This window comes from Priestia sp. FW507-14D1A (assembly GCF_058781295.1).
The window spans coordinates 258,479-284,579 of record NZ_JBYSWQ010000005.1; the positions used below are offsets into that span (position 1 = coordinate 258,479).

The window sequence follows — 26,101 nt, forward strand, 5'->3', positions numbered from 1 at the left end:
TTTAAAGGAGGACGCAATTTTGCAGTTTGAACAAGCTTTAACACATTTACAGTCCTATTTTGGCTATGATTCGTTTCGAAAAGGACAGGAAGAATCTATTCGTTATGTTTTAGAAGGGCACAATACTGCTTGTATTATGCCAACAGGAGGAGGGAAATCGCTTTGTTATCAAATTCCTTCATTATTATTAGAAGGTACAACACTGGTGATTTCTCCGTTGATTTCCTTGATGAAAGACCAAGTAGACACGCTGAACGCAGCTGGTATTCCAGCCACGTATATTAACAGCTCGCTGACGCACACGGAGGTGCAGCAGCGCTTAGAAGAAGTGGCGCTTGGCGAATATAAGCTGCTTTACGTGGCACCTGAACGACTGGAGTCTCCGCAGTTTTTAGAGCAGCTTCAAATGCTTCCTATCCCGCTTGTAGCGGTAGATGAAGCGCACTGTATTTCACAGTGGGGCCACGATTTTAGACCGAGTTATTTGCGCATCAATGAACTCATCAGCAAGCTGTCTAACGCTCCGATTGTGATGGGGCTGACGGCTACGGCGACGCCTCAAGTGCGTGAAGATATTTGCCGAGCTCTTCATATTAACGAAGAGTACACGGTGATGACGGGGTTTGAACGTGAAAATTTATCGTTTGCTGTCGTGAAAGGTCAGGATCGAATCAGCTATATCGAGCAGTATATCCGTAAAAATGACCAAGAAGCAGGAATCATCTATGCCGCTACGCGTAAAGATGTTGAAGAGCTTCATGCTAGATTGCAAAAGTCAGGAGTTAACGTATCAAAATACCATGCGGGTATGAATGGGAACAGTCGTGATGAAGAGCAAAACCGCTTTCTGCAAGATGATGTGCAGGTGATGGTGGCTACCTCTGCCTTCGGAATGGGGATCGATAAATCGAATATTCGCTTTGTTCTTCACTATCAGCTTCCGAAAAATATGGAAAGCTATTATCAAGAAGCGGGACGTGCTGGTCGTGACGGACTGCCAAGTGAGTGTATCGTGCTTTATTCACCTCAAGATATTCGCGTGCAGCGCTTTTTAATTGAACAGTCAACGTCGAATCCTAAAAAGCAGATTCAAGATCTTGAAAAGCTGCAAAGTATGGTGAACTACTGTCATACAGAAGGCTGCTTGCAAGCGTATATTCTTCATTATTTTGGAGAAAGTGAAGCGCATGAGTGCGGCCGCTGCAGCAACTGTACGGATGATCGTGTGGAAATAGACGTAACGGTCGATACGCAAAAAGTATTATCTTGTATGATTCGTATGGGCGAACGTTTCGGTAAAATGATGATTGCTCAAGTATTAACGGGTTCTCGAAATAAAAAAGTAGTTGATTTTGGTTTTGATAAACTGAAAACGTACGGCGTCATGAGCGACCGGTCGGCTAAAGAAGTGAGCGATTTTATTGAATATTTGATTTCAGAGCAGTTTATTTTAGTAGGACAAGGGTCATTTCCTACCTTATCCGTAGCGGCCAAAGGAAAAGGCGTGCTTCTTGGTACGGAAAAAGTGATGAGAAAAGAACAAATGGAAGTGAAGCAAATTGTCCAAGACGACGAGCTGTTTGCTCATTTGCGTTCCGTTCGAAAGCAGCTGGCAGACGAAGCGGCCGTGCCTCCTTTTGTTATTTTTTCAGACGATACTCTTCATGATATGTGTTCAAAACTTCCGGTAACCCTTGAACAGTTCGCCACTGTAAAAGGAGTCGGAGAACAAAAACAAGAGCGATACGGAGAACGATTCACGACTGAAATCAAACAGTTTTGTGAAGAAAATCCAGATCGAAAGCGAGAAGTTTCAGCGCCTGCTCCGAAAAAAGCAAGAGCGTCATCAAAAGAAGGCTCTCACTTAATGACGTATGAGCTATTTCAGCAAGGAAAATCGTTAGATGAAATTGCAGCAGAACGTGAGTTGAGCCGCATTACCATTGAAAATCATTTGTTTAAATGCGCGGAAGAAGAAAAAGAAATTGACTGGTCACCTTTTCTTTCAGAGGAGGACGAACAGCTTATTTTAGAAGCTGCTTCCTCAGTAGGCGATGAAAAGTTAAAACCAATTAAAGAAGAATTACCTGAAAACATCACTTATTTTATGATTAAAGTAGCGTTATTCAAACGAAAAATGAAGCAGCTATCTTAAACAAAAAGCTCCTATTAAAGGAGCTTTTTGTGTTGAATAAGCGAGTTTACTGATAAAATAGAAGGTATAAATATTTGAAAAATCAGATTAAATAAAAAGGAGTACTGCACTGAGATGATTGAACGAGAGCTTGAAGCTATTTTGCATGCTTCTAACGACAATATCGTCATCACTGATGAAAAAGGGTGTATTTTACGAGCGAGTCAAAACTGCCGTGATATATACGGGTATGACGTGTCAGAGTTAGTCGGACAAACCGTATACGAATTGCAAGACTGCGGGATCTTTTCACCTTCCGTTACGATTGAAGTGTTAAAGAAAAAGAAAGAAGTACAGCTGATGCAAAAAACAGAAACGGGCAAAGTTGTAATGGCAACCGGTATTCCCGTGTATGATGAACATCAGTGTATGAAAAGAGTAATCAGCTTTTCACATGATTTAACAGAGCTTCAGCGCTTAAAAGAAGATTATCAGCAGCTTGAAGTGAAAATGAAAACATATCAGCTAGAAGTGGAAGAGCTTCGGGAACAGCAGTCAAATGATATAATCATACGAAGTGAATCGATGAAAAAGGTATGGTCCATTATTAATCGCGTGTCAGACAGCGATGCAACGGTTGTGTTGCTAGGTGAATCGGGTGTTGGCAAAACGGCTTTTGCTCGTGCTTTACATTATGGAAGTGAACGAAAAGAAGAGCCGTTTATTGAAATTAACTGCGGAGCCATTCCGTCTAGTTTGTTTGAATCTGAAATGTTTGGATACGAAGCAGGCTCTTTTACAGGTGCAAGTACAAAAGGAAAAATAGGAAAGTTTGAATTAGCTCATAACGGCACGCTTTTTTTAGATGAAATAGGAGAGCTGCCTCTTGATATGCAAGTGAAGCTGTTAAAAGTGCTGCAAGAAAAAACAGTCACCAAAATTGGAAGTGAACGAGCCAAACACGTAAATTTCAGGCTAATTGTAGCAACAAATCAGCCGCTTGAGGAAATGGTCGAAAAAGGAACATTTCGCGAAGATTTATTTTATCGATTACACGTTATTCCGATTACAATTCCTCCGCTTCGCGAGCGAAAAGAAGACATCGCGGCACTGCTTTATCACGTGTTACATAAACAAAATGAAAAATATAAAATGAAGAAATTTTTTCATGCAGAAGCACTAAATCAGTTAGTTGAATATCATTGGCCCGGAAATGTGCGCGAGCTAGAAAATACGATTGAACGCCTAGTGTTAACAACGGATGAAAACAGCATCTTGCCTAAAGACCTGCCGTTTCATGCAGAAAAGATCAGAAGTGAAAAAGAAGAATGGGAGACTCTAGATGTGTTAACCTCTCAAGGAATGACGCTTCAGCAAGCACTTGCAGAAGTGGAGAAAAACTGGCTGATCCGTGCTTATCGCCAGTGTCAAACAACGTATGAAATGGCAAATGCATTAGGAATTAGTCAGCCTACGGTTGTAAGACGTTTACGAAAGTACAACATTAAATAAGGGAAATTTAATTCAAAATGAATTAACTGATTCAGTACTGAATCAGTTTTTTTGTTTTGATTCTATTATGAATTGAAAATCGTCCATAATTGCACGAAATAGGGCGATAAAATTTGGCATGCATTTTGCATTAATAAAAAGTATCTAAATAAAAAGCGTCAGTCTCTAAAATGATGACACGGCGCTAATGAATGAAACCCATTAGGAGGAATAAATCATGCCAAAATATCAGCCGAAAAATTCATTTGAATCTCCGCGTTTTTGCGGACCTCGAACGTTTATGAGACTTCCGTATGTAGAACAAGTAAATGCAGATATGGATTTTATTGTGACGGGTATTCCATTTGATTCAGGGCAGTCTTTTCGCACAGGAGCACGTTTTGGGCCGGAAGCTATTCGCGATTTTTCCATTTTGCTTCGCCCGTATAACCCAGAACAAAAGATTAATATTTTTGACTACATTTCAGGTGTGGACTACGGCGATTTGGCAGTGGTTCCGGGATATATTTTAGAAACATATAAAAAAATTGAAGAAGGGTTAACACCGGTTGTGAATGAAGGAATTATTCCGATTTCACTAGGCGGTGATCATTCGATGACACTCGGTGAACTTCGTGCTATCGCGAAAAAGCACGGACCGGTAGCGCTTTTACAGTTTGATGCTCATTCTGATACGTGGGATAGCTATTTTGAGCAAAAATACAATCACGGTACCGTGTTCAGACGAGCAATTGAAGAAGGGTTAATCGACGTGTCGCGTTCGATTCAAATTGGTATGCGAGGCGGTCTGTACGGCATTGAAGATTTAGAAGATGCAAAGAACTTAGGTCTAGCTCTGTATACGACAAATGAATATAAAAAACTGGGCGTTGAAAGAATGCTAGAAATTATTCATGAGCGTGTAGGAGAAGGACCCGTATTTTTGTCGTTTGACATTGACTTTTTAGATCCAGTTTACGCACCGGGAACAGGAACGCCTGAAGTATCGGGTGCAAGTATTGACGATGCGCTTCAATTCATTCGTGGGTTAATAAATATTGATTTTGTCGGGTTTGATTTAGTAGAAGTACTGCCAGCTTATGACCATGGCCAAATTACAGCAGCAGCGGCCTCGAACATTGTTTATGAATTTATCACGCTTATCGCGTTAAGAAAAAAAGCAAAAGAAGAAGAAGGGCTGTTAGTGAAAGCGCGCGACTGAATATAAGCAAGGCGGTAAAAGTGGGAAGGTACTATGATCTTCCCATTTTTATATAAGAGTTCTATGTAAGCAGCGTTTGGTTATGGAAGGAAAAGCAGCAACAAAAAATTTACCAAGTTAGCCTCAAATAAAGTAATAACATGTATTTGATTCTGTCAGGGGTCTTTCCTATAATAAATGTAGGAAAACTTTCCAAAGGAGAATTTTATGCTCGAATTAGAGGCTATTCAAAGCAGGGCCATTGAAAAAACTAAACATACATTACTACAGGATATAAAAAGCGTGTTAGGTGAACAAGACGAATGTCCGGATTTTGAGACTTATTTAACAGACAGGCACTCTTTTATTAAAAAGGCATGGGGGACTACGTGGAGAAAAGCAGTTGTTTCTTCTGTATCTAAAAAAAGCAGAAAGTCATATTTAACAGAGAAAGGCTTTGAGGTAAAAGGGTATAAACCTCAAGCTATAGATAAGTTATTTGTTAAAGAAACGAGAAAAGGTATAGAGTTTGATGCTTTTTCTTGGCTAGAAAAGCAGTACGGAAAGGGCAATAAAGCGAAGTGGCTATCTCTATACGGAGAAGCAAGGGCTGAATTTGCCGAAAAAGAAGAAGAAAGAAAAGAGAAAGAAAGACAGCAAAGTATTAATGATCGAAAAGCCAGATATCAATTACAGTTAAACTTAGAAGCAGCTCCTATTTTGGAAGTAAACAAAGAGCTATATTACCTACATATAAGAGAACAGCTTTCCCATCAGCTGTCAAAAGACATTAAAACAAACTCAAAGTATATTGAAAATTATGCGCCCCATACTGAACTTGAAGATGAATTAATAACAAACGGTGATTTAACACGTCATGATTATGAAACGGTTCATGACTTTTTTCAAGAGCTCACCGGGAACGTAAGCTCAGAATTAGACAGATATTCAACGATTATCTTGTTTGAAACGTATGAAGATGTGTATGAGGTATTTATCACCGATAAGATTTATGAAATCATTCCAACTATGATCATGGATGATCTTCCTGCTTCATTTAAAGAAGAATATAAATCTTATACAAATGCTTCAGTAACAAGAATGGATATCATAAAAGCACTCAGAAGTAATTTATCAGATTTGGTCTATGAATATAAAAAAATGCTCGTAGAAGAAAAGCTTTCTGATGTACTAGAAGTTTCAGATCACAACTTAACGATTGAAGAGCATAAAGAGCGATATGCACAGCAGCTGGAAGAAAGACGATTACAACAAGAACGTGAACGTGAAGAAAAGAAAAAGCTGATTGAAGAAGAACAGCGACAGTTAAACTATATTTTTGGTGCAGAATACGAAATGGACCCAAGAAAAGAAACGGAATACATTCTTCATCTCGGTGATACAAACACAGGAAAAACGTATACGGCATTAAAGTCATTAAAAAAAGCTGCTTCGGGTAGTTACTTAGCGCCGCTTCGCTTGTTAGCTTTAGAAGTTTTTGAAAAGCTGAACAAAGACGGAGTTGCTTGTTCGTTAAAAACAGGTGAAGAAGAAAAGATTGTTGAAGACGCTCAGCATATGGCCGGTACCGTAGAAATGTTTAGCGAATTAGAACATGGCGATGTAACCGTAATTGATGAAGCACAAATGATTCAAGACAGAGACCGAGGGTTTTCATGGTATAAAGCCATCACTCGAGCCAATGCCAAACAAGTTCATGTGATCGGGAGTTTGAGCATTCGAAGTATGTTAGAAGAGATGCTTGACGGTGTGATCTCAGAAATTCATGAGTATGAAAGAGATATACCTTTAAAAGTAGATCTTCGAAAGTTCAAAATTGAACAAGTAAAACCCGCAGATGCTTTAATTGTTTTCTCGCGTAAGAAAGTGCTGCAGACAGCGGCTAAGCTAGAAAAAGATGGTCACAAAGTTAGCGTGATTTATGGAAGTATGCCGCCTGAAACGAGAAGAAAACAAATTGAGCAGTTCATTAATAGAGAAACAACTGTCATTGTGTCTACAGATGCGATTGGAATGGGATTAAATCTTCCAATTAGACGAATTGTCCTTTTAGAAAACATGAAATTTGACGGGCAAAAGAGGAGATTGTTGACTTCTCAAGAGTTAAAGCAGATTGCAGGTCGTGCTGGAAGGAAGGGCCTCTACAATGTTGGAGAAGTTGCATTCGCTAAAGATGCAAAGCAAATGAGAGAACTGTTATTTTCAACAGACGAGCAAATCAGCAAATTTTCAATTGCCCCTACTTCAGATATGCTCAGAAGATTTAAAGAACATCATCATGACCTCGGAACGTTTTTTGACATGTGGGCTAAATTTAAAAATCCAAAAGGGACACAAAAATCAAACCTGGCACAAGAACGTGAACTTTATGAGGAAGTGAAAGACACGCTGATTGAAGCAAAAATGCCCATTGTTGATTTATACGGCTACTTGCAGCTGCCTTTTTCAGCCAAAGAAAGCTCTTTGAAAAAGCAGTGGGTTGCCAGCATGAATGCGATTGTTAACAGAGAAGAGTTACCTGAACCAAGGATGATAGAAGGTTCACTGGAAAAGTTAGAGCTGTCTTATAAGGCGATTGGCCTGCATCTTTTATTTCTATATCGAATGGGCAGAAGGCCAGAGGCTATTTACTGGGAGCGTGTCCGAGAAGAGCTTACAGATAAAATCCATAACGTATTAAGAAAAGATATGAAAAAATTTAAAAGAACGTGCAGTGCGTGTTCTAAAGACCTTCCTTGGAATCATGATCATGCCATATGTGATTCGTGTTTTCATAAAAGATTCCGCAGAAGACACGGAGACGACGATTTTAATTACTAAGATGTAGTGATAAAAAAGAGGCTTGTACAAAATTATGTTAGTTGAAGAAAGATCCGAATGATAAAGCGTTCGGATCTTTTTATTCTGATGGTGAACATAGGTTTCATGTGTTTCGTTGCTTCCAGCTGTTGATTGGAGGGCAAGGCGAAGACTCCTGCGGGAAAAGCGGAACAGATGAGACCCCGCAGAAGCGTAAGCGACGAGGAGGCTCAGCGGCCGCCCGCGGAAAGCGGAGCCATGCACGGAAATCAACAGCGGTGTACCAAGCACCCCATATTAAATCATTTATTCCATTTGTTCATCTTTAGATGAGATTGATTTAGTTAAGTTTCAACCTCACTATTCGTATAAGCTTTTCATCTTTTTCCTATGAATTTCTGCGTGAAAGCAGATTTTTGTAGAAAAAAATCGAAAATGTATAAGCGGTCATCTTGTAAAAAGAGCAATAAATTATTATGATATAGAGTGGAACTTATATTTTAAAGAGTTCCGTGATTTTTTTGTTGGGCGGACGTGTATTGTATTAGAGTAAGTTTGCTATCATTCGTTATGTTAAAAGCAGCACTTTTAAATAGAGATACGGTTCGTAATAGAAGGGAAGAGGATGATGACAAGTCATAACAAAGAAAACAAAGCTGCAGTCGAGCAGTACAGTAAAGGGAAGATTTTGTGGCAATTAACCCGTCCTCATACGCTAACAGCATCGTTTGTACCGGTTTTGATTGGAACAGTTCTAGCCATGTTTTATGGCCATGTGAATGTTTGGATGTTTCTTGCGATGCTTTTTTCATGTTTGTGGATTCAAATTGCGACGAACTTATTTAACGAGTACTATGATTTTAAACGCGGGTTAGACACAGAAGACTCCGTAGGTATCGGAGGAGCCATCGTCAGACACGGCATGAAACCGAAAACGGTATTAAATTTAGCACTTATTTCTTATGGAATTGCTCTTATTTTAGGTGTATATATATGTGCAAACAGCAGCTGGTGGCTTGCTTTAGTTGGATTAGTAGGTATGGCGATTGGTTATTTGTATACGGGCGGACCGCTTCCGATTGCGTATACGCCGTTTGGAGAATTATTTTCAGGTCTTTGTATGGGCGCGATGTTCGTATTGATTTCATTTTTTATTCAAACAAATACCGTAACGTCTGAAAGCATCTTTGTATCACTTCCGATTGCGATTTTAGTAGGTGCGATTAATTTGTCTAACAACATTCGTGATATAGAAGAAGATACAAAAGGCGGACGTCGTACGCTAGCCATTTTATTAGGTTCTAAAAATGCGATTAGATTTTTAGCTGCTTTGTTTGGCATTGCGTATATTTGGACAGTTGCATTAGTTGTATTCTTCGATATTAGCCCTTGGATTTTCTTAGTGTTTCTTAGTGCACCTAAGCCAATTCAAGCCGTACAGGCATTTGTACGCGGAGAGCTTATTGCAATGAAAGCAACTGCGCAAACCAATACGTTTTTTGGGTTTACTTTATCAATTGGATTATTAATTGGCTATTTAGTAAGCTGATTGAGTGGAAAAAGCCTGTCTTTTTAAAGACAGGCTTTTTGTTATGCTCCAGTTATTTTTTCTGTTACCGCGCTAATAAATGCGTTCATATTTTCAGAAGATGAAAAGCTGGCTTGAGCTTGTTTTGGTCCGCCGCCGCCTTTTCCATCGTAAAGCGGAAGCAATTCTTTATAAAGTTCTCCGCATTTTACCTCACTGCCGCTGTGAGCCAGCAAGACTTTTTGATCACTTGAAAAAGCAAAAAGAAGCGTCGTATCAGGTGTTTGAAGCAGCTGCTTTGTCAAAGCTTGCACATCTTTTAATGTGCGGTTTTCAAAGTGATGGTACAGAAATGAACCTTCTTTTTTGGCTTCTAATTCACTTGCTAAATAAGCTGCATTTTCATTTTTTAATTCTTCAAGTTGTTTTTGCAGCTCTTTTTGTTCAGTCTCCAATTTTTTAATGCGTTCTACAACTAATTCACGGCTTGTACTGAATTTATTGCTAATTTCTGCTACGATTTCTTGAGACTGCTGATAATCAGCTAATGCACGCATACCGCATTTGAAAAAGAGGCGTGTATTGCCGCGCTGCTTTTCTGTTTTCGTAAGTTTAATAAGGCCAAGCTCTCCAATTTGGTTCACATGCGTACCGCAGCAGGCAGAAACATCAATGCCGTCAATTTCCACAATGCGTACCACTTCGTCTTCTAGGTCGGGTACTTTGCGAAGCGCAAGGGTATGCAGATCTTCTTTTTTCACATCGTACGTTTTAATGTGACGGTTGCTGTAAATAGCGTCATTTACAACTTTTTCAATGTGTAATAACTGCTCGTGAGATAATTGAGGTACATTTAGATCGATAGAGACTGCTTCGCTTCCTAAATGAAAGCTAACGGTGTGAATATCATATGTATCGATTAATAGAGCCGAAAGTAAGTGCTGTCCGCTGTGCTGCTGCATATGATCAAAGCGGCGATGCCAGTCAATTTCACACGTGACGTTCGCTTGTTCAGGGAGTGTATCGACGATATGATATACTTCTCCATTTTCTTCATACACATCTTTCACGTCGATTCCGGCAATATTACCGTAGTCAGAAGGCTGCCCGCCTCCTTCTGGATAAAAAGCGGTTTGTTTCAACGTTAATGCGTAGCCATTCGAAAGAGCACGCGTCTCTATCACTTCAGTTTCCCATGTTTTTATGTAGGGATTGCTATAATAAAGTCTTTCTGTCATATTCATCATCCTTTCTAGTAAAACCATATCTAACTTTTTCTATAGTATCAGAAATATGTTTCTTCGAACATGGATAAGCTAACTTGTAACAATAAAACTGGGTGGGACATATGAAAAATACTGTTTATATTTATACGCGGGATTTAAAAAGAATTTTCACCAATTGGGCGATGATTACCATTGTGCTGACGCTTATGATTTTGCCGTCTTTTTACGCATGGTTTAATATAAAAGCATCTTGGGACCCATACGGGCGGACTGAAGGTATTGCCATTGCAGTAACGAGCGAAGATGAAGGTTCTACGATAAGAGGTCAGCACGTGAACGTGGGAAAAGATATTATTGCAACGTTAAAAAAAAATAAAACGCTTGGATGGACGTTTGTCTCAAAAGAAAAAGCTGATCACGGAGTAAAGCACGGTGACTATTATGCAAGTATTGTTATTCCAAAAGATTTTTCACAAAAGCTTGGTACCGTTCTTCAAGACCGTTTGGAAAAACCGGTCATTATTTATAAAGTGAACGAAAAAATAAACGCAGTGGCGCCTAAAATTACAAGTAAAGGAGCCAGCAGCTTAACACAACAGATCAGTGAAAAATTCGTCAAAACAACGAATGGAGCTATTTTTTCAGTGTTTAACGAACTAGGTATTACACTGCAGCGGGATTTGCCGACCATTCAACAAGTTGAACAACGGATTTTTGAACTTGAAAATCGTCTTCCTGAAATCAAAAAAGTAATTAATGAAGCGAATGACACCACTCAAAAAGCTGGAGCAATTGTATCAAAAGCTCAGGCTGCTCTTCCTGAAGTAGAGAGACTAACAGCTGACGGCGCACAGATGACTCAGCAGCTAAACACTTTTTTAACTAAAAGCGATGAAGTGTTAAAAAACGCTGAGCCAACAATCAACGAAACGCTGCAGCGGGTTCAGCAACGAGCTCTCCGAGTTCAAGAATTGAAGAATCAGCTGATGGAAAAAGATATAGCACCGGCTGAAGTCAGCGCAGCAGCAGAACAGCTAAAAGGGCAGTTAACAAAACAAATTGCTGACACAGGAGAGATTCTTACACTTCTTACAGATTTAAATGCGTTATCTCAACAAAAAGTTCTTTCACCGGTTATTAATGACGTAAAAGATGTAAATACGCTTTTACAGCAGCAGCTTTCGGATGTAAACAGTCTTCAGCAGCAAACAAAGAATGGAGATGTTCCAAATCAAAGCGTACTTGATAAGTTCAGCTCCCGCACCGATCAAGCCGTTTCTAGATTAAATGCGTTAACGAATTCATATTCTTCTACGATTGTGCCTGCTGTTGAACAAGCAATTAAAGAAGCAAAAGATAAAACGGCAAGCGCAAACTCACTGCTTGATGAAGCTAACAAAAGCATACCGGATGTTTCTAACGTCCTGTCTAAAACAGCGAGTGGCATCTTGCTTGGACAGCAGGAGCTTGGGAAAATAGCAAAAGACTTTCCGCGAATTGAACAAAATGTGCACAATATAGCGGATAAAATACGAGAATTTCAGCAAAAAGAAAATATTGAAGATATTATTAATTTGCTAAAAAACGACGTACAAAAAGAAAGCGACTTTTTTGCTAAGCCGGTTCTTTTAAAAGAAGAAAGACTTTACCCGATTCCGAACTACGGCTCAGCTATGTCGCCGTTTTATACAACGCTTTGCTTGTGGGTCGGAGCTTTGCTGTTAGTTTCGATTTTAAGCGTAGAAGTAGCGGATGAAGAGCGGTTTAAAAGCTATGAAGTCTATCTTGGAAGACTTTTAACATTTTTGTCTATTGCTCTTGTGCAAGCTTTTATTGTGACGCTAGGCGATTTATTTTTAATCAACACGTACGTCGTAGATAAAGTGCCTTTTATCTTTTTAGGCTTGCTGTGCAGCTTCGTATTTATGACGATTGTCTATACGCTTGTAGCGATATTTGGCAATGCAGGCAAAGCGATGTCGATTGTTTTGCTTGTACTTCAGCTTTCCGCTGCAGGCGGTACATTTCCGATTCAAGTCATGCCTGCTTTTTTTCAAGCACTCAATCCGTTTTTGCCATTTACCTACGCAATAAGCATGATGAGAGAAGTGGTAGGAGGCATGTTAGCGGATATTGTAAGAAAAGACGTTACCGTTCTACTTTGCATTTGGCTTGGCGTGCTGCTGGTTGGCATTTTCCTTCATAAGCCTCTTAGTAAAACGAGCGCAAAATTAACAAAAAAAGCGCGTGAAAGTAAATTAATTCATTAAAAAAACGTTTTGGGTTTCCAGACAGAACAAAATGCGGTAGTGTAGATATAAAGGAGTGATCAGTATGGGTATATTAGATGGACTATTAGGAAATGCATCAGAAGCAGATATAAGAGGAACTGAAAAAGACTTACAAAATATTTTAATTGCCAACGAGCGAGTGGAACAAGCATATAAAGTCATTCGCGATTTAATGGTGTTTACGACGAAGCGCTTAATTATCGTTGATAAGCAAGGAGTGACGGGAAAGAAAACAGATTATCATTCCATTCCTTATAAGACGATTACCCATTTTAGCGTAGAAACTGCTGGAACGTTCGATTTAGATGCGGAATTAAATATCTGGGTATCAGGTTCTAGCGCGCCGATTTCAAAAGAATTCCGTAAAGATAAAAGCATTTACGACGTGCAAAAAGTATTAGCATCTTATGTATTAGATTAAAAAAGTTGAGCCATGAAAAATTGGCTCGACTTTTTTTTATGCTTGTGTAAAACGGGAAGAGATAATATCTTCTTTCTCGCATGCAGCTGTTTAAAAAATAATCAGGTTGTTGTCCTTCTATATTTGTTTACTTCACTCATTACTGAAATGCATGAAAACGATTTACATAATGAATTATACAGAATAAAAAAACCGTGATATGCTTTTTTTAGAGAAAAAAGGAAGTGACCAACTGTGAGTTATACCGTAATTGGAACATCAGCTTTTCGCAAAACAAATGTTGCGCTTTTTGCAGCAGGCTTCAACACATTTTCGATTTTATATTGTACACAGGCCATTTTACCCGAATTTTCTAGAGAATTCGGGATATCCCCGGCGTTTGCGAGTTTATCTCTTTCGTTAACAACCATCACGCTTGCGGTTAGTATGCTTTTTTTAGGTTCTTTATCGGAAGTGTGGGGACGAAAGAAACTGATGGGCCTATCGTTAATTTTTGCGTCATTGCTATGCATCATGACAGCATTTAGCTCTACCTTTGAAACGCTGTTAGTCTTTCGCGTCATTCAAGGAATTGTTTTAGCAGGGCTGCCTTCTGTGGCCATGGCTTACTTAGGAGAAGAAATTGAACCAGGGAGTTTAGGAAAAGCGATGGGGATTTATATAAGCGGAAACGCCTTTGGAGGCGTAGCGGGAAGGCTTATGACAGGGGTACTCACGGAATATTTCAACTGGTCCGTAGCTCTTGATGTTGTAAGCGCAATCAGTTTACTGGCCACCTTTGTTTTTTTTATGAACTTGCCAGATTCACAAAACTTCACTTCACGATCCTTTGAACTTCGTCAGCTTACCGGCTCTCTTCGCAGTCATCTTCAAGATAAAGGAATGCTTTGCCTTTTTGCTATTGGTTTTGCGCTGCTTGGAAGTAACGTAGCTTTATACAATTATATTGGATACGCTCTATCCGCTCCTCCGTATTCTTGGAATCATACCCTTGTAAGTTTTATTTTTGTCATTTTTTTTGTGGGAGTATTCAGCTCGGTCTGGATGGGGACGCTGGCGGATCGATATGGCCGGAAAAAAGTGCTGTTATGTACGATTGCTGTTACGCTTATAGGTTCAATCGTTACGCTGCATCCGGTTTTATGGATAAAAATTACCGGGCTTTTGCTGCTGACTTTTGGCTTTTTCGGAAGTCATTCCATCGCAAGCAGCTGGGTAGGAAGAAGAGCAACTCATGACAAAGCTCAGGCTTCGTCTTTGTATTTGTTTTTTTACTATGCAGGATCAAGCGTTGGAGGGACGGTGGCTGGCTTATGCTGGAGTGCGTACGGCTGGAAAGGTGTTATTGCTTTAATTGGTGTGTTTCTTACAACAGCCTTTTTCTTAGCTGTTCGTTTGTCAAAAATGCCGGCTCAGCAGACGCATGTTCACTAAAAAAGAATGTAAAGACATGTATGGCTATTTACTAAAAAAGACTTTCCACTCAGTGTGGAAAGTCTTTTTTAGTTTAAAAGCTGAATAAAAAGCTCCGCCACTTTTTTATGAGCGCTGTTAGCAGGATAGATATAAGAAAAACGGCGCTTAAAAGGAGCGGTGTTAACGTTGAGAATCGATAGGTGCTTTTGTGCTACATCTTCTTTAATAGCACAAAGCGACAGTACAGACATTCCTAAATTATGAACAATTGCTTCTTTAATTCCTTGATTGCTGCTGATTGTTAGCATGCTTTTCATTTTTAAACCATTGGACATTAAAACGTGATCTAAATATTCTCTTGTTCCAGAGCCTTTTTCACGCGCTACCCACCGCTGATTTTGTAAATCATCAATTTCTACTTTTTTAAGCTGAGCTAAAGGGTGATCCACTGACGCAACGATGGCAAGCTCATCGTCCATAAAGGACTGAATATGTAAGTCGGATTCTTCCGTGTGTCCTTCAATAAGTCCTACATCTACTTTGAAATGACGAACAAGCTGAGCGATTTCCTTTGTATTACCGATAGTCACTTCTACATCAATATCAGGATATTGTTCACGAAGCTTTGCTAAAAATGAAGGAAGAATATATTCGCCAATCGTAAAACTGGCGCCAATCGTTAGCATTCCTTTGACACGGTGATGATGTTCATAAATATCTCGTTTCGTATGCTCATATATCTGAATCATTTGTTTAGCACGATCGTATAAAATTTCGCCGCTGGGTGTGATTTTTAACATTTTAGGTGAACGCAGGAACAGGGAAGTTTGAAATTCTTTTTCAAGATTTTTGATGTGTACGCTTACGCTTGGCTGTGAAATCATTAACTTTTCCGCAGCTTTTGTAAAGCTTTGCTCTTCTACAACAGAAACAAACGTCTTTAACGCATCATAGTACATAGAGTATGGCTCCTTTTATATTAAAAAAATTAATTATAAACATTATAAAACATTATTATGGTAATAACTAGAGGCACCTGGGTAAGAAAAACAAAATGAGGTGCTGATTTAAAGGAGTACTTTGGCTTCTAACGAAGGCAGCCCACGCAATTTGTTTACAGTTATTTGCATTTCATCTATAAAGCTATTAAACACTTTTTTGTCATCTATTTGTAACAAAAGTAAAAAAAGTACTTGTTTTTTCCAAAAAACATACTATAATATTAACTGTAATATGGTAAGTAATACAGTTAATACACCTAGTACACACATCATGATTTTGGGTAGATGAAGGGAGGTAGACTATGTTCGATTTAGATATTCGTAGTCGCAAGCCGATATACGAGCAATTAGTAGATAAATTGAAAGAGCTTATTATTCATGAAGTCTTTAAGGCCGATCAAAAGCTTCCATCTGTTCGGCTGTTAGCAAAAGAATTAACGATTAATCCAAATACAATTCAAAAAGCGTATCGTGAACTAGAACATCAGAATTATATTTATTCAGTTCCAGGCAAAGGAAGTTTTGTAACGCCTCAAGTTGATACACTAAATAACGAGAAGGTGAAAAAGATGAAAGAAGAATTAGTAAAACTGTTGGCAGAAGCTATGTATTTAGGGATGGATAAAGATGAAATTCTATCACTTATTTCACAGGCTGAAAAAGCAGTAAAAGGAGGAAGCGATAGTGATTGAACTGAAGGCGATAAAAAAAGAGTTTGAAGAAATGGAAGCTCTAAGAGACGTCACGCTTTCTATAAAAAAAGGATCTATTTACGGACTGCTTGGCTCGAACGGGGCAGGGAAAACAACGCTATTAAAAATCATTGCAGGTATTTACAAGCAAGATCACGGGAAAATCGCAATAGACGGCGAGGAAGTATTTGAAAACGTTGGCTTAAAAGAACGTCTTATTTTTATGCCAGATTCTCTTTATTTTTTCCCTCAAACAACGATTAAGCAATTAGCGTCTTTTTATAGAAGCGTCTATCCGACTTGGAACGAAGAACGGTTTCAAAAATTAAAAGAAGCTTTCCCAATTCAATTACATAAAAAGGTACACAGAATGTCCAAGGGAATGCAGCGTCAAGTAGGTTTTTGGTTAGCGATGTCTGCTATGCCTGATGTACTTATCTTAGATGAGCCGCTCGATGGGTTAGATGCGGTAATGCGTCAAAAAATTAAAAACCTTCTTGTTCAAGACGTGGCAGAACGGGAAATGACGATTTTAATTTCATCACATAACTTACGAGAAGTGGAAGATCTTTGTGATCATGTAGGCATCTTGCATCATGGTCAATTATTAATTGAAAAAGAACTGGATGATTTAAAATCAGACGTGCACAAAATTCAAGTTGCATTTGAAGGAGATGTGCCGCTAGCGCTTTATGACATGCTGGACATTTTATATCAAGAAAAACGAGGAAGCGTCTTGCTTTGTATTGTTCGAGGAAAAGAAAATCACTTAGTCAACAAAGTTCGATCGTATAAGCCTTTAATTTTTGACATCTTGCCACTTACGCTGGAAGAAATCTTTATTTATGAAATGGGGGATGTGGGTTATGCAATCGAAAACATCATTGTTTAACCGAGGGATGTGGATTCAATCTGTCAGGAATGTAGGATGGGTGGGTGCTTTATATACACTTGTTCTTTTATTTATCGTACCACTTCAAATTATTTTGAGGTATACAGGTGAAGTTAATAAAGATGGAATGTATACAGAAAAACTAAAGACTCTGTTTGAAGTTGCTGAAAGCCTTCAATTTTTGTTTATGTTTACTGTACCCGTGGTGTTAGCCATATTTTTATTTCGATATATTCAAACTAAATCAGCCGCTGATTATATTCATAGTTTACCAATAAGTAGAGGTGTGCTGTTTTGGCAAAACGTATTATTAGGGATTGTATCGTTAGTTTTACCTGTTATCATTTCAGCCATCGTCCTTTTTCTTATTAAAGATTCAGTAAATATTGAAGATTTATATACGCTAAAGTTAATTCTTCACTGGGCTATTGATACTGTTGTTTTGAATATCTTTGTTTTTTCTGGAGCAGTATTTGCAGGTATGTTCACAGGCATGTCCATACTGCAAGGTGCGTTTATGTATATATTATTTATTCTTCCGGCTGCGCTGATTCAGTTTTTCATTATGAATATTAATTTTTATTGGTATGGGTTTGCTACGACCTATTATTCAGGACAAAATGTACAAAAGTTAGTTCCATTTGTCCGTATTATAGATTTATTAGATAGTGGAAAAGAAAGTTATCTAAGTTTGGTAATATATGCAATTGTAGCTTGTGTGCTTTGTTTCATTGCGTTTATTGCATATCGAAAGAGAAGTTTAGAAATTGCTACTCATGCAATAGCTTTTAAATGGTTAAAACCTATTTTTATCTATGGGCTGACGACATGTTCGCTGTTATTGTGGGGAATGTACTTCGGCGAGATGAAGGATTCTTTTAAATGGCTTATTTTCGGCTATGTTTTTGGTTCCTTATTAGGATATATTCTTGGACATATGATTTTAGCTAAAACATGGCGTGTATTTAGAAAATGGAAAGGCTACATATTGTTTGTGGCAGTGGCTATTGTTATAGGGATAGGATTAAAAGTGGATGTTTTTGGTTACTCTACCTATCTACCGAATCAAGAAAACATTCAATCTGTATATTTTGGTGAAGACGGCTATTCTTTAACAGATAACTCTAAAAGTCACGATATAGAGCAAGGGGATTATTATAAACCGCCTTACTATTATTCTAGTAAGAATACTATTAATTTTATAAGAGTATTGCATAAACAAATCATAAAAGATCATCCTAATATTTCTAAAAGAGAAATACAGTCTGGAGAAGCTCGTGAGATAACATTTGCTTATAATTTAAAAAATGGAAAAAAAGTTGTTCGACAATATGCGGTACGTGAAGCTGATTATGAAGCTTTTTATAAACGAATTATAGAAACACCCGAGTATAAAAACCATTTTTATTATATTTTAGAACCTAATAATAAAAATATGAGGTATGTAAAAGAAGTTCAAATTGATGCAATGTATAAACGGTCAGAGCCTATCACAATTAAAGATTCAAACAAGATTGAGGGTTTAAAAGAGGCGATAAGAAAGTCAATACAAAACCAAACGTATGAAGATACCAAGAGTCGACAACAAAGCTGGTCTAGCATTGATTTTATGGACGAAAATGGACAGATTGTGGATTCCATACCTTTTGAGAAATCATATAAAGGAGTTGAAAAGTGGCTCAAGCAAGAAAAAATGTTTGAAAATGCTCGGATCATGCCAGAGGACGTTTCAAATGTTGTTGTTTTAAAAAATAAAGATCACGAAACTCTTCAGCCTTCATGGATAAACAATCCGTCTATTCTGACTAAACGAAAAGGTGCGTTAACTATTAAAGATTCCAAACAAATCGATTATTTTCTTTCGCATACAACCATTCAAGAACAAGGGGATTATATAGTTGTTTTTCGTTACAAAAATTCAAGTCCTGAAGTTCAAATGTTTGATGCTAACATGATTCCAACAGAACTAAAAGAAAAACTAAAATAACAAGGGAGAACTTATTATGTGCGGCGAGGAATTGCAAGATTATTTGAATCAGGTGCTGGCTTATTTATTGAAAAATGGCGTGAATAGACAAGATGCCGAAGATATTACGCAAGAAGTAGCATTAAAGTATTTAGAAAAACAAGAAATGGTCGATCCTGAAAAAATAAAAGCTTGGATGTTTCGCGTCGCATTAAATAAACGGTGTGATTTAGGAAGGCGTAAAATAGTGAAAGACCGCTATACGTCTTCTTACAAAGAAGAGCCTGTTATGTATACGCCTATTCAGCAGGTGCTTAGAAATGAAGAAGCGGCTGAATGTCAGGCGATTTTAAATAAATTGAATCCTAAGTATCGCAATTTGCTTCTATTAAAATATGGATTTGGATTTAAATATGAAGAAATTGCGGAGTTATTAAATATGCAGATGACTACGTTAAAATCAGCTCTTTACCGCGCGCGCAAATACTTTGTAAAGGGATATAATGAAGTCATTTAATATAAATAAAACAGCAGCAGTTTGTGAAAAAGAACTTCTCACACAAACTACTGCTGTTTTTTTCGTATTTTTCTTCTTTGGACGGCATAGATAATCAAACTGATCGCACAAAAAGCTAAAGTGATCTCAATCACGTCCGTATAAGAAGATGTCGTATTAAAAAAGGAACCGAAAATAAATAAAGCGAGCGTCCAAATAAAACCGAAAGAAAATGAGACTTTAATATAATGCCGATGCTTCATTCCGCTTGCTCCGAGAAAAAAAGGCATCACATGTCGCATGCCTGGTAAAAAGTAGCTTGCAATGATGGCATGAGATCCATATTCTTGAATCGTTCGCTCGACTTTCATCACATTTTTTTCCCATCGCGGGCGTTTTAATAGCGCAAGCGCCTGAGCTGAAAAAAGACTGGCTACCAAAAACTTAAGATATAAGCTAATCATCATGCCGCTGTAGGTAAGTATAAAAGCTGGAATATACTGAACGGACGGAGAGGTAGCTTGACTGCCCGCAAGCATAATATATACCGGGTCAGGAATAGGAGTAAGGTTGGCTCCGACTAAAATGATAAAAAAGAAATATCCGTAGCCTAATTGGTTAATGGCTCCGATAAGCTGATCAATCACGTTTTCTTCCTCCTTTCTTCATTAGAATACGAGAGAGCGACACACAGTGTTCGCTCAAAATAAAAATAAAGTATAGGTACGCACAACTTAGAAAAAAAGAGTTATAATAAATAAGAATGTACGTTCTTCTTTCAGGGATTAATTATACAGAAAGAGGTGATAGTATGAAAATGATGTACCCTAAAAACGGCAAAGTTATTCTTCATATTGATGCCAATGCTTTTTATGCATCTGTTGAAACCGCACATGATCATACGCTCAAAGATAAGCCTCTTGCTATTGCTGGCAATCCAAAGGAACGAAGAGGAATTGTTGTAACCTGTAACTATATTGCTCGTAAACGCGGAGTATATGCGCCAATGCCTCTTTGGGAAGCGAAAAGAAAATGCCCTGAGCTGGTTGTTATAAAACCTAATTTTCCATTATATCGCCAAGTGTCCAAAAACATGTTTGATTATTTAGTAACCATTTCACCTCTTTTAGAGCCTGCTTCCATTGATGAAGGCTATTTGGATATTACAAACTGTGCTGAATTAGGCTCGCCTCTTGATATAGCAAAGTCCATTCAGCAGCATTTAATACAGACGCTGCAAATTCCTGTGTCAATTGGAATCGCACCGAATAAATTTTTAGCCAAAACAGCAAGTGATATGCAAAAACCTTTAGGGATTACCGTCCTTCGAAAAAGAGATGTCCAAACCGTTCTTTGGCCAAAAGCGGTGGAGGAAATGCACGGAATCGGTAAAAAAACAGCTGAAAAGCTAAATGCGATTAAAGTGGTAACCATAGGTGATCTAGCAAACGCCGCTCCCCGTCTTCTTAAACAAACTCTCGGAGTAAAAGGAGAAGTTATGAAAGAACGAGCATGGGGCCAAGATGATCGACAGGTGAACCCTGATCGCCAATCACAGTTTAAATCTATTGGAAACTCTACGACGCTGTCTCAAAATGCAGTAGATGAACATGAAGTTCTCCCTATTTTAAATAAACTATCGCATTCCGTAAGCTCTCGTATGAAAGCGAAAAAAGTTGTAAGCAAAACGATTCAATTAACGATACGATACAGTGATTTTAAAACCATTACTCGAAGCCAAACTATTTCAACAGCAATTAGCGAGCCAAATGATCTTTTTCATTACAGTGCGGTATTATTTCAAAGGCATTGGAACGGAGAACCGATTCGTTTATTAGGCGTAGCTGCTCTTCAAGTGAGCCACCATGTTCAGGAAGAAGAACAGTTAGATTTGTTTACATATGGAGAGGAAGCAAAAAAAGAGCCTTTATACAAAGCTGTCGAAAGTTTGCGTGAAAAATATGGAGATAACATTATTCAAAGCGGTTTAAAAAAACAAAGAGGAAAAAAAGAGAGGTAACTCTCTTTTTTTGTATAAAATAATAGGTTTACACTCATTATAGAAGGGGAAATACATTACTATCACGGTAATCAAAGTGATTACAAAATGAATTTGATTGCGACTTTTTTGATTGTCTGCAATGAAATTACATAAAATAATCTATGAGGTGATCTTATGTCAGACGTACTATTTACATCTAAAGCAACAGCGGTAGGAGGCCGAGATGGTCGAGTTAAATCAGATGATGGTATTATTGATTTAACCCTTGTAAATCCTTCTCCAAATAACAAAAAAGAAGGAACAAATCCCGAGCAGCTGTTTGCAGCAGGATATTCTGCTTGTTTTGACGGTGCTTTAAATTTAATCGCAAAGAAACAAAAAAAAGACATTGATTCGTCTATTACTGCAGAGGTAAGTCTACTAAAAGACCACACTGATGATGGCTTTAAAATTGGCGTGGTGTTAAACGCTCATATTAAAGGCGTTTCACAAGAAGTAGCTGAGAAGCTAGTAGAAGATGCACATCAATTCTGCCCGTATTCTAAAGCGACGCGTGGAAATGTTAACGTAACGTTAAACACAACGGCTGAGTAAATAAAAAACGCCTGGATTTTTCTTAAATCCAGGCGTTTTTTTATGTGCAATTTTATATGGTCTATTTTTGATTGTACGTATGCAGTGATTGCAATAACTCCTGCAGCGTTTCTTTCAGCTTTTCTAATTCTTCCTGTGACTTATTCGTCATACTAAAAACTTCTTCTGGAATATGACAAGCTTTATCACGTAAGTTTTTTCCTTTTTCGGTTAAACTAATAAAAACAACGCGTTCATCTTCATGAGAACGCTGACGAATCACTAATTCTTGATCCTGCATTCTTTTTAGCATAGGAGTAAGGGTGCCTGAATCCAAATACAGAAGTTCGCCCATTTTTTTCACGCTGAGTGTTTCATGTTCCCATAAAACAAGAAGGGCTAAATACTGCGGATAGGTTACTCCTAATTTATCGAGCAGCGGCTTGTACACCTTTGTAATTTCTCGAGACGTGGCGTAAATTGAGAAACAAAGCTGATTTTCTAGCTGCAGCTGCTTATAAAGTTGTTCCATTCATGTTGCCTCCAGTCTATTGCTTTTTATTTAATTATACACAATTAAATAGTGGTGTCCAATAACGCCGGATGAAAAAGTAATCAAGCTGTAAATAAAAAATGGGAATTTTACATATACTAAGAAAAAAAGGGAGCTGTGCACATGTATTTTGCAAAAAAAGCTGTAGAAGAAGAAGTAGATCAAATGATGGATACGACTGTATACGCGTGTCAATCTGAATCGTGTAATGGATGGATGAGAGAAGATTTTGTTACGGTTGATTATAACTGCCCGATGTGCGGAACGGAAATGTCGCAGGAAGTACGCGAGCTGCCGAAAATTAAGTACGATCACCAATTTTATAATAAATAAAAAAAGAAGCAGCTGCTTCTTTTTTTATTTTTCACTAAAATTTCATCAAGCTGCGCTAGACTAAAAACCAACATACGATGAAGGTGAGGAAGATCAGAATGAATCAAGGGAACTTTTTGAAAGGTTTATTTTGGGGAACCTTATTTAGTATTCCTATTTGGATTTCATTGTTTGGCTGGTTCCGCATTTTATCACATCTTGCATAGTTTCGTTTTATAAACCGTCATACGCGCCCTTATCTTTCTATTTCCGCTATAATAAAGGTGATAGAAAAAATAAGGAGCTGTTTTCATGATTCAATATAAAACGGAGCAAATGACGGTTTTTGAAAGCGCGCTGTTTCAAACAACATCTGCAGTGATTGAAACAAAAGACTGTGTTATTGTTGTTGATCCAACGTGGCTTCCTCACGAAATTAATGAAATTAAACAGCATGTTCAAGAGATCTCAAACCACCGCAACCTGTATGTGTTTTTTACTCACGGAGATTTTGATCACGTCATTGGGTATGGCGCTTTCTTAGAATTAAATGCCACCTTTATCGGCAGCAAATTTTTGAAACATCACCCGGACAAAGAAGAAAAAGTTCAAATGATTAAGCAGTTTGATCATGACTATTATATAAAAAGATCTCATGATATTATATTCCCAGAGTTAGATATTGTTGTAACCGAAAATGAACAGCATATTACTTTAGGCGAAACATCCATTACCTGTTATTTTGCAAAAGGTCATACAAATGATGGCCTATTTATGATTGTCGATGATTCGATATGGATTGCAGGGGATTATTTATCGGATTTTGAATATCCGTACATATATGAAAGTGTAAATGATTACCGCGACACGCTTGCCACTGCGCGACACATTTTAGCTAAGCACCAAAACCTAACGCTAGTTCCCGGGCACGGGAAAACGACACATCACCGAGCTGAAATTCAAAGACGAGTGGAGATGGCCAGCTCTTATTTAGATGAACTGCAAGCGGCAGTGAAAGAAAACAGTAAAGAAGCGCTCGATAAGCTAAATGATAAACTGGCGTTTCCTTCTGATTTCACCGCACAATGTCATCAAAAAAACGTTGAAATTATGGAAAGAGAACTCCTGTCATAGAAACCAACTGTATAGTCATACCGTTAATACTAAAAGTAAGAAACCACATTTTCTATTTCTAGGTAATGGAAAATGTGGTTTCTTTAGTTCCTTTATTTATCAATTAAATGAAACTTTTTCCTTTTCTAGCCGTTTATATAAATAAGAAATTATTTTATGTATAAAGGAGTATGACAATGGGGAAAAACGGTTGTATAAAATGCGGACATACAGAAGCACAAACAAAAGAAATTGCTACAACGGGAACGGGACTGTCTAGATACTTAGACGTTCAGCACAATCACTTTACAGTGGTATATTGCACGAACTGCGGATATTCAGAGCTATATAATAAATCATCTTCAAGAGGCAGCAATATTATTGACTTATTTTTTGGAGGATAAAGATGAATATCGACCTTGTTGAAATTGATAAAGACAGTCGCGCTTGCTATTTGAACCTACTATTAATAGGGGATGAAGACGAAAAAGTGGTGAAGTCGTATATAAATGAAGGTTCCTTATTTACCATTGTGTATGAAAAGAAGGAGATAGGAGTTGTGCAGTGCCTCATCGATGAAGAGGAATCGGCAGTAGAAGTAAAGAATATCGGTTTAAAAGAAGCATACAGAGGAAAAGGAATCGGCAGCAAAGTCATTAACAAGTTAGAAGCATTGTATGAGTGTAACCATTATTCTAAAATGATTGTAGGAACAGCGGACTCCAGTCTTGAAAACATAGCATTTTATAAAAAGGCAGGCTTTTATCAAAGGGGTGTCAGAAAGAATTTCTTTTTGCAGTATGTTCCACCGATTTACGAGAATGGCTTGCAAGCTATCGATATGATTATGTTTGAAAAAAAATTAAAAAGCAGAAGCGACTAACACGCTTCTGCTTTTAGTGATTAATCTAAAATTTGAAGTTTTACCGTTTTGCGTCCCCAATTTAAAGCTGAGCTTTGAGATGCCATAAATAAATCAACGCGAGTACCTTTAATGGCACCGCCAGTATCTCCAGCAATTGCTTCTCCGTAACCTTCTACGTATACGCGAGAACCTAATGGAATCACGCGAGGATCAACTGCAATTACTTTTCGATTAGGATTTGACCTTAGATCGATCCCTGTAGCAGTGATTCCGCTGCAGCCTGCACAGTAAGCGGTATAAGCTGTTGCTTCAACCGTAATCTCTTTCGAAACCGACTTGCTTTCTTGCACTGGAGCAGGTGCCGGCGTTGAAGTCGACTGTGCTGAACTTGACGGTGTTGAAGGAGCAGCAGGTGATGGCGTTGATGGTTTCGCCTGAGCTGCAGCTTGTCCGCCTATTTGTAGCACTTGATTAATGTAAATCGTATTAGACGATAAGTTATTCCACTGTTTTAATTGAGAAATTGAAATGCCGTGTCGCTGTGCTACGCTCCACATTGTATCTCCAGGCTGAACTTTGTAACTTTTACTGTTGCTAGGAGCCGGGGATGCTTGCGTTTCGTTTGTTTTTTCTTGTACAGGTGCTGAAGGTGATGATGAAACAGTTCCTGTTCCGCTTATTTTTAGTACTTGATTCACATAAATTAAATGACTAGATAAGTTATTCCACTCTTTTAGCTGCTGTACAGAAGTACCGTTGTTTTTAGCGATACGATAAAGCGTGTCGCCTGATTTTACTGTATATGTATGATTTGAAGATGTCGTAGTTGGAGTTGAACTAGATGAAGAGTCAGTAGATGTAGATCCAATTTGTAATGTTTGGTTTGCATAAATTAATGTCGAAGAAAGACCATTCCACTTTTTTAAGTCTTCAACTGTTACATTATGCTGCTGTGAGATGCTGAATAACGTTTCTCCAGCTTTTACTTTATGCGTGTCTGTGTCAGCTGATGCTGCGTCTGCAATTCCAATTGATACTAAAGCTGTAGCCCCTAATGTAAAAATGTGTTTTTTCATCTAATATTTCTCCTTTATTTCCAATAGTTGTC

24 protein-coding genes are annotated in these 26,101 nt (G+C 38.1%); 19 read left to right on the forward strand and 5 right to left on the reverse strand.

Going from position 1 to position 26,101, the window contains the following annotated elements; translation table 11 throughout:
* The first annotated feature begins 19 nt into the window (after positions 1 to 19).
* The 6 genes from recQ (at position 20) to AC3WJG_RS18940 (ending at position 9,195) form a co-directional block, all read left to right on the forward strand.
* Positions 20 to 2,155, forward strand: a complete 2,136-nt coding sequence (recQ, locus tag AC3WJG_RS18915) for a DNA helicase RecQ (RefSeq protein ID WP_102813207.1) — start codon at positions 20 to 22, stop codon at positions 2,153 to 2,155.
* 114 nt (positions 2,156 to 2,269) lie between these two features.
* On the forward strand, positions 2,270 to 3,646 hold the full coding sequence (locus AC3WJG_RS18920) for a sigma-54 interaction domain-containing protein (protein ID WP_253352800.1): 1,377 nt from the start codon (positions 2,270 to 2,272) through the stop codon (positions 3,644 to 3,646).
* A 217-nt stretch (positions 3,647 to 3,863) separates the two neighbouring features.
* Positions 3,864 to 4,847, forward strand: coding sequence for an agmatinase (speB, locus tag AC3WJG_RS18925; protein ID WP_221840507.1), 984 nt, complete (start codon positions 3,864 to 3,866; stop codon positions 4,845 to 4,847).
* Between the two features lie 207 nt (positions 4,848 to 5,054).
* On the forward strand, positions 5,055 to 7,667 hold the full coding sequence (locus AC3WJG_RS18930) for a helicase-related protein (RefSeq protein WP_337134017.1): 2,613 nt from the start codon (positions 5,055 to 5,057) through the stop codon (positions 7,665 to 7,667).
* Positions 7,668 to 7,774: 107 nt separating this feature from the next.
* Positions 7,775 to 7,975: a hypothetical protein gene (locus tag AC3WJG_RS18935; protein WP_225049714.1), complete on the forward strand. Its 201-nt coding sequence runs from the start codon at positions 7,775 to 7,777 to the stop codon at positions 7,973 to 7,975.
* Between the two features lie 299 nt (positions 7,976 to 8,274).
* Positions 8,275 to 9,195, forward strand: a complete 921-nt coding sequence (locus tag AC3WJG_RS18940; protein ID WP_025752322.1) for a 1,4-dihydroxy-2-naphthoate polyprenyltransferase — start codon at positions 8,275 to 8,277, stop codon at positions 9,193 to 9,195.
* Between the two features lie 41 nt (positions 9,196 to 9,236).
* On the opposite strand, the gene AC3WJG_RS18945 is transcribed toward AC3WJG_RS18940, so the two are convergent.
* Positions 9,237 to 10,412: a DHHA1 domain-containing protein gene (locus tag AC3WJG_RS18945; protein ID WP_225049715.1), complete on the reverse strand. Its 1,176-nt coding sequence runs from the start codon at positions 10,410 to 10,412 to the stop codon at positions 9,237 to 9,239.
* A gap of 110 nt (positions 10,413 to 10,522) precedes the next feature.
* On the opposite strand from AC3WJG_RS18945, the gene AC3WJG_RS18950 reads away from it, so the two are divergent.
* From AC3WJG_RS18950 to AC3WJG_RS18960, 3 genes are all read left to right on the forward strand, one after another.
* Complete coding sequence (locus AC3WJG_RS18950) at positions 10,523 to 12,670, forward strand: YhgE/Pip domain-containing protein (protein WP_492588474.1); 2,148 nt, start codon at positions 10,523 to 10,525, stop codon at positions 12,668 to 12,670.
* 64 nt (positions 12,671 to 12,734) lie between these two features.
* Positions 12,735 to 13,112, forward strand: a complete 378-nt coding sequence (locus AC3WJG_RS18955; RefSeq protein ID WP_014460184.1) for a PH domain-containing protein — start codon at positions 12,735 to 12,737, stop codon at positions 13,110 to 13,112.
* Positions 13,113 to 13,346: 234 nt separating this feature from the next.
* Complete coding sequence (locus AC3WJG_RS18960; RefSeq protein ID WP_013056967.1) at positions 13,347 to 14,546, forward strand: MFS transporter; 1,200 nt, start codon at positions 13,347 to 13,349, stop codon at positions 14,544 to 14,546.
* Positions 14,547 to 14,614: 68 nt separating this feature from the next.
* On the opposite strand, the gene AC3WJG_RS18965 is transcribed toward AC3WJG_RS18960, so the two are convergent.
* Complete coding sequence (locus AC3WJG_RS18965) at positions 14,615 to 15,487, reverse strand: selenium metabolism-associated LysR family transcriptional regulator (RefSeq protein ID WP_028408587.1); 873 nt, start codon at positions 15,485 to 15,487, stop codon at positions 14,615 to 14,617.
* Between the two features lie 344 nt (positions 15,488 to 15,831).
* Between AC3WJG_RS18965 and AC3WJG_RS18970 the strand changes: the two genes are divergently transcribed.
* The 4 genes from AC3WJG_RS18970 to AC3WJG_RS18985 are packed head-to-tail and all read left to right on the forward strand — an operon-like array spanning position 15,832 to position 19,596.
* Entirely contained in the window at positions 15,832 to 16,221 is a 390-nt protein-coding gene (locus tag AC3WJG_RS18970; RefSeq protein ID WP_013083081.1) for a GntR family transcriptional regulator, read from the forward strand.
* Positions 16,214 to 17,113: an ABC transporter ATP-binding protein gene (locus tag AC3WJG_RS18975; RefSeq protein ID WP_221840511.1), complete on the forward strand. Its 900-nt coding sequence runs from the start codon at positions 16,214 to 16,216 to the stop codon at positions 17,111 to 17,113. Before AC3WJG_RS18970 ends, AC3WJG_RS18975 begins: the two co-directional genes overlap by 8 nt.
* Positions 17,088 to 19,100 (forward strand): DUF6449 domain-containing protein, encoded by a 2,013-nt coding sequence (locus AC3WJG_RS18980; protein ID WP_337134015.1) that lies wholly within the window; start codon positions 17,088 to 17,090, stop codon positions 19,098 to 19,100. Before AC3WJG_RS18975 ends, AC3WJG_RS18980 begins: the two co-directional genes overlap by 26 nt.
* A gap of 16 nt (positions 19,101 to 19,116) precedes the next feature.
* The gene (locus tag AC3WJG_RS18985) at positions 19,117 to 19,596 is read left to right on the forward strand and encodes an RNA polymerase sigma factor (protein WP_013056972.1); all 480 of its coding nucleotides are present in this window, start codon (positions 19,117 to 19,119) and stop codon (positions 19,594 to 19,596) included.
* A 47-nt stretch (positions 19,597 to 19,643) separates the two neighbouring features.
* Here the strand turns inward: AC3WJG_RS18985 and AC3WJG_RS18990 are convergent, their stop codons facing one another.
* On the reverse strand, positions 19,644 to 20,222 hold the full coding sequence (locus AC3WJG_RS18990; protein WP_025752333.1) for a DedA family protein: 579 nt from the start codon (positions 20,220 to 20,222) through the stop codon (positions 19,644 to 19,646).
* Between the two features lie 164 nt (positions 20,223 to 20,386).
* Here AC3WJG_RS18990 and AC3WJG_RS18995 point away from each other — a divergent pair, with 164 nt between their 5' ends.
* Together AC3WJG_RS18995 and AC3WJG_RS19000 are read left to right on the forward strand one after the other, a co-directional pair.
* Positions 20,387 to 21,595 carry a DNA polymerase IV gene (locus AC3WJG_RS18995; RefSeq protein WP_102812682.1) on the forward strand — a complete coding sequence of 403 codons (1,209 nt, stop codon included), beginning with the start codon at positions 20,387 to 20,389 and terminating at the stop codon, positions 21,593 to 21,595.
* 156 nt (positions 21,596 to 21,751) lie between these two features.
* Positions 21,752 to 22,171, forward strand: a complete 420-nt coding sequence (locus AC3WJG_RS19000) for an organic hydroperoxide resistance protein (RefSeq protein ID WP_098314918.1) — start codon at positions 21,752 to 21,754, stop codon at positions 22,169 to 22,171.
* Between the two features lie 61 nt (positions 22,172 to 22,232).
* Here AC3WJG_RS19000 and AC3WJG_RS19005 read toward each other — a convergent pair whose 3' ends face one another.
* Positions 22,233 to 22,682: a MarR family winged helix-turn-helix transcriptional regulator gene (locus tag AC3WJG_RS19005; protein ID WP_098333212.1), complete on the reverse strand. Its 450-nt coding sequence runs from the start codon at positions 22,680 to 22,682 to the stop codon at positions 22,233 to 22,235.
* A 144-nt stretch (positions 22,683 to 22,826) separates the two neighbouring features.
* Between AC3WJG_RS19005 and AC3WJG_RS19010 the strand changes: the two genes are divergently transcribed.
* The 4 genes from AC3WJG_RS19010 to AC3WJG_RS19025 all read left to right on the forward strand — a co-directional run bounded on the left by AC3WJG_RS19010 (position 22,827) and on the right by AC3WJG_RS19025 (position 25,011).
* Positions 22,827 to 23,036: a cold-shock protein gene (locus AC3WJG_RS19010; RefSeq protein WP_013056977.1), complete on the forward strand. Its 210-nt coding sequence runs from the start codon at positions 22,827 to 22,829 to the stop codon at positions 23,034 to 23,036.
* A 291-nt stretch (positions 23,037 to 23,327) separates the two neighbouring features.
* Complete coding sequence (locus AC3WJG_RS19015; RefSeq protein WP_337134014.1) at positions 23,328 to 24,149, forward strand: MBL fold metallo-hydrolase; 822 nt, start codon at positions 23,328 to 23,330, stop codon at positions 24,147 to 24,149.
* A gap of 176 nt (positions 24,150 to 24,325) precedes the next feature.
* Complete coding sequence (locus tag AC3WJG_RS19020; RefSeq protein ID WP_102812684.1) at positions 24,326 to 24,532, forward strand: zinc ribbon domain-containing protein; 207 nt, start codon at positions 24,326 to 24,328, stop codon at positions 24,530 to 24,532.
* Between the two features lie 2 nt (positions 24,533 to 24,534).
* Positions 24,535 to 25,011, forward strand: coding sequence for a GNAT family N-acetyltransferase (locus tag AC3WJG_RS19025; protein ID WP_098600413.1), 477 nt, complete (start codon positions 24,535 to 24,537; stop codon positions 25,009 to 25,011).
* Between the two features lie 20 nt (positions 25,012 to 25,031).
* Here AC3WJG_RS19025 and AC3WJG_RS19030 read toward each other — a convergent pair whose 3' ends face one another.
* Complete coding sequence (locus tag AC3WJG_RS19030; RefSeq protein WP_492588477.1) at positions 25,032 to 26,069, reverse strand: LysM peptidoglycan-binding and 3D domain-containing protein; 1,038 nt, start codon at positions 26,067 to 26,069, stop codon at positions 25,032 to 25,034.
* Positions 26,070 to 26,101: the final 32 nt, after the last annotated feature.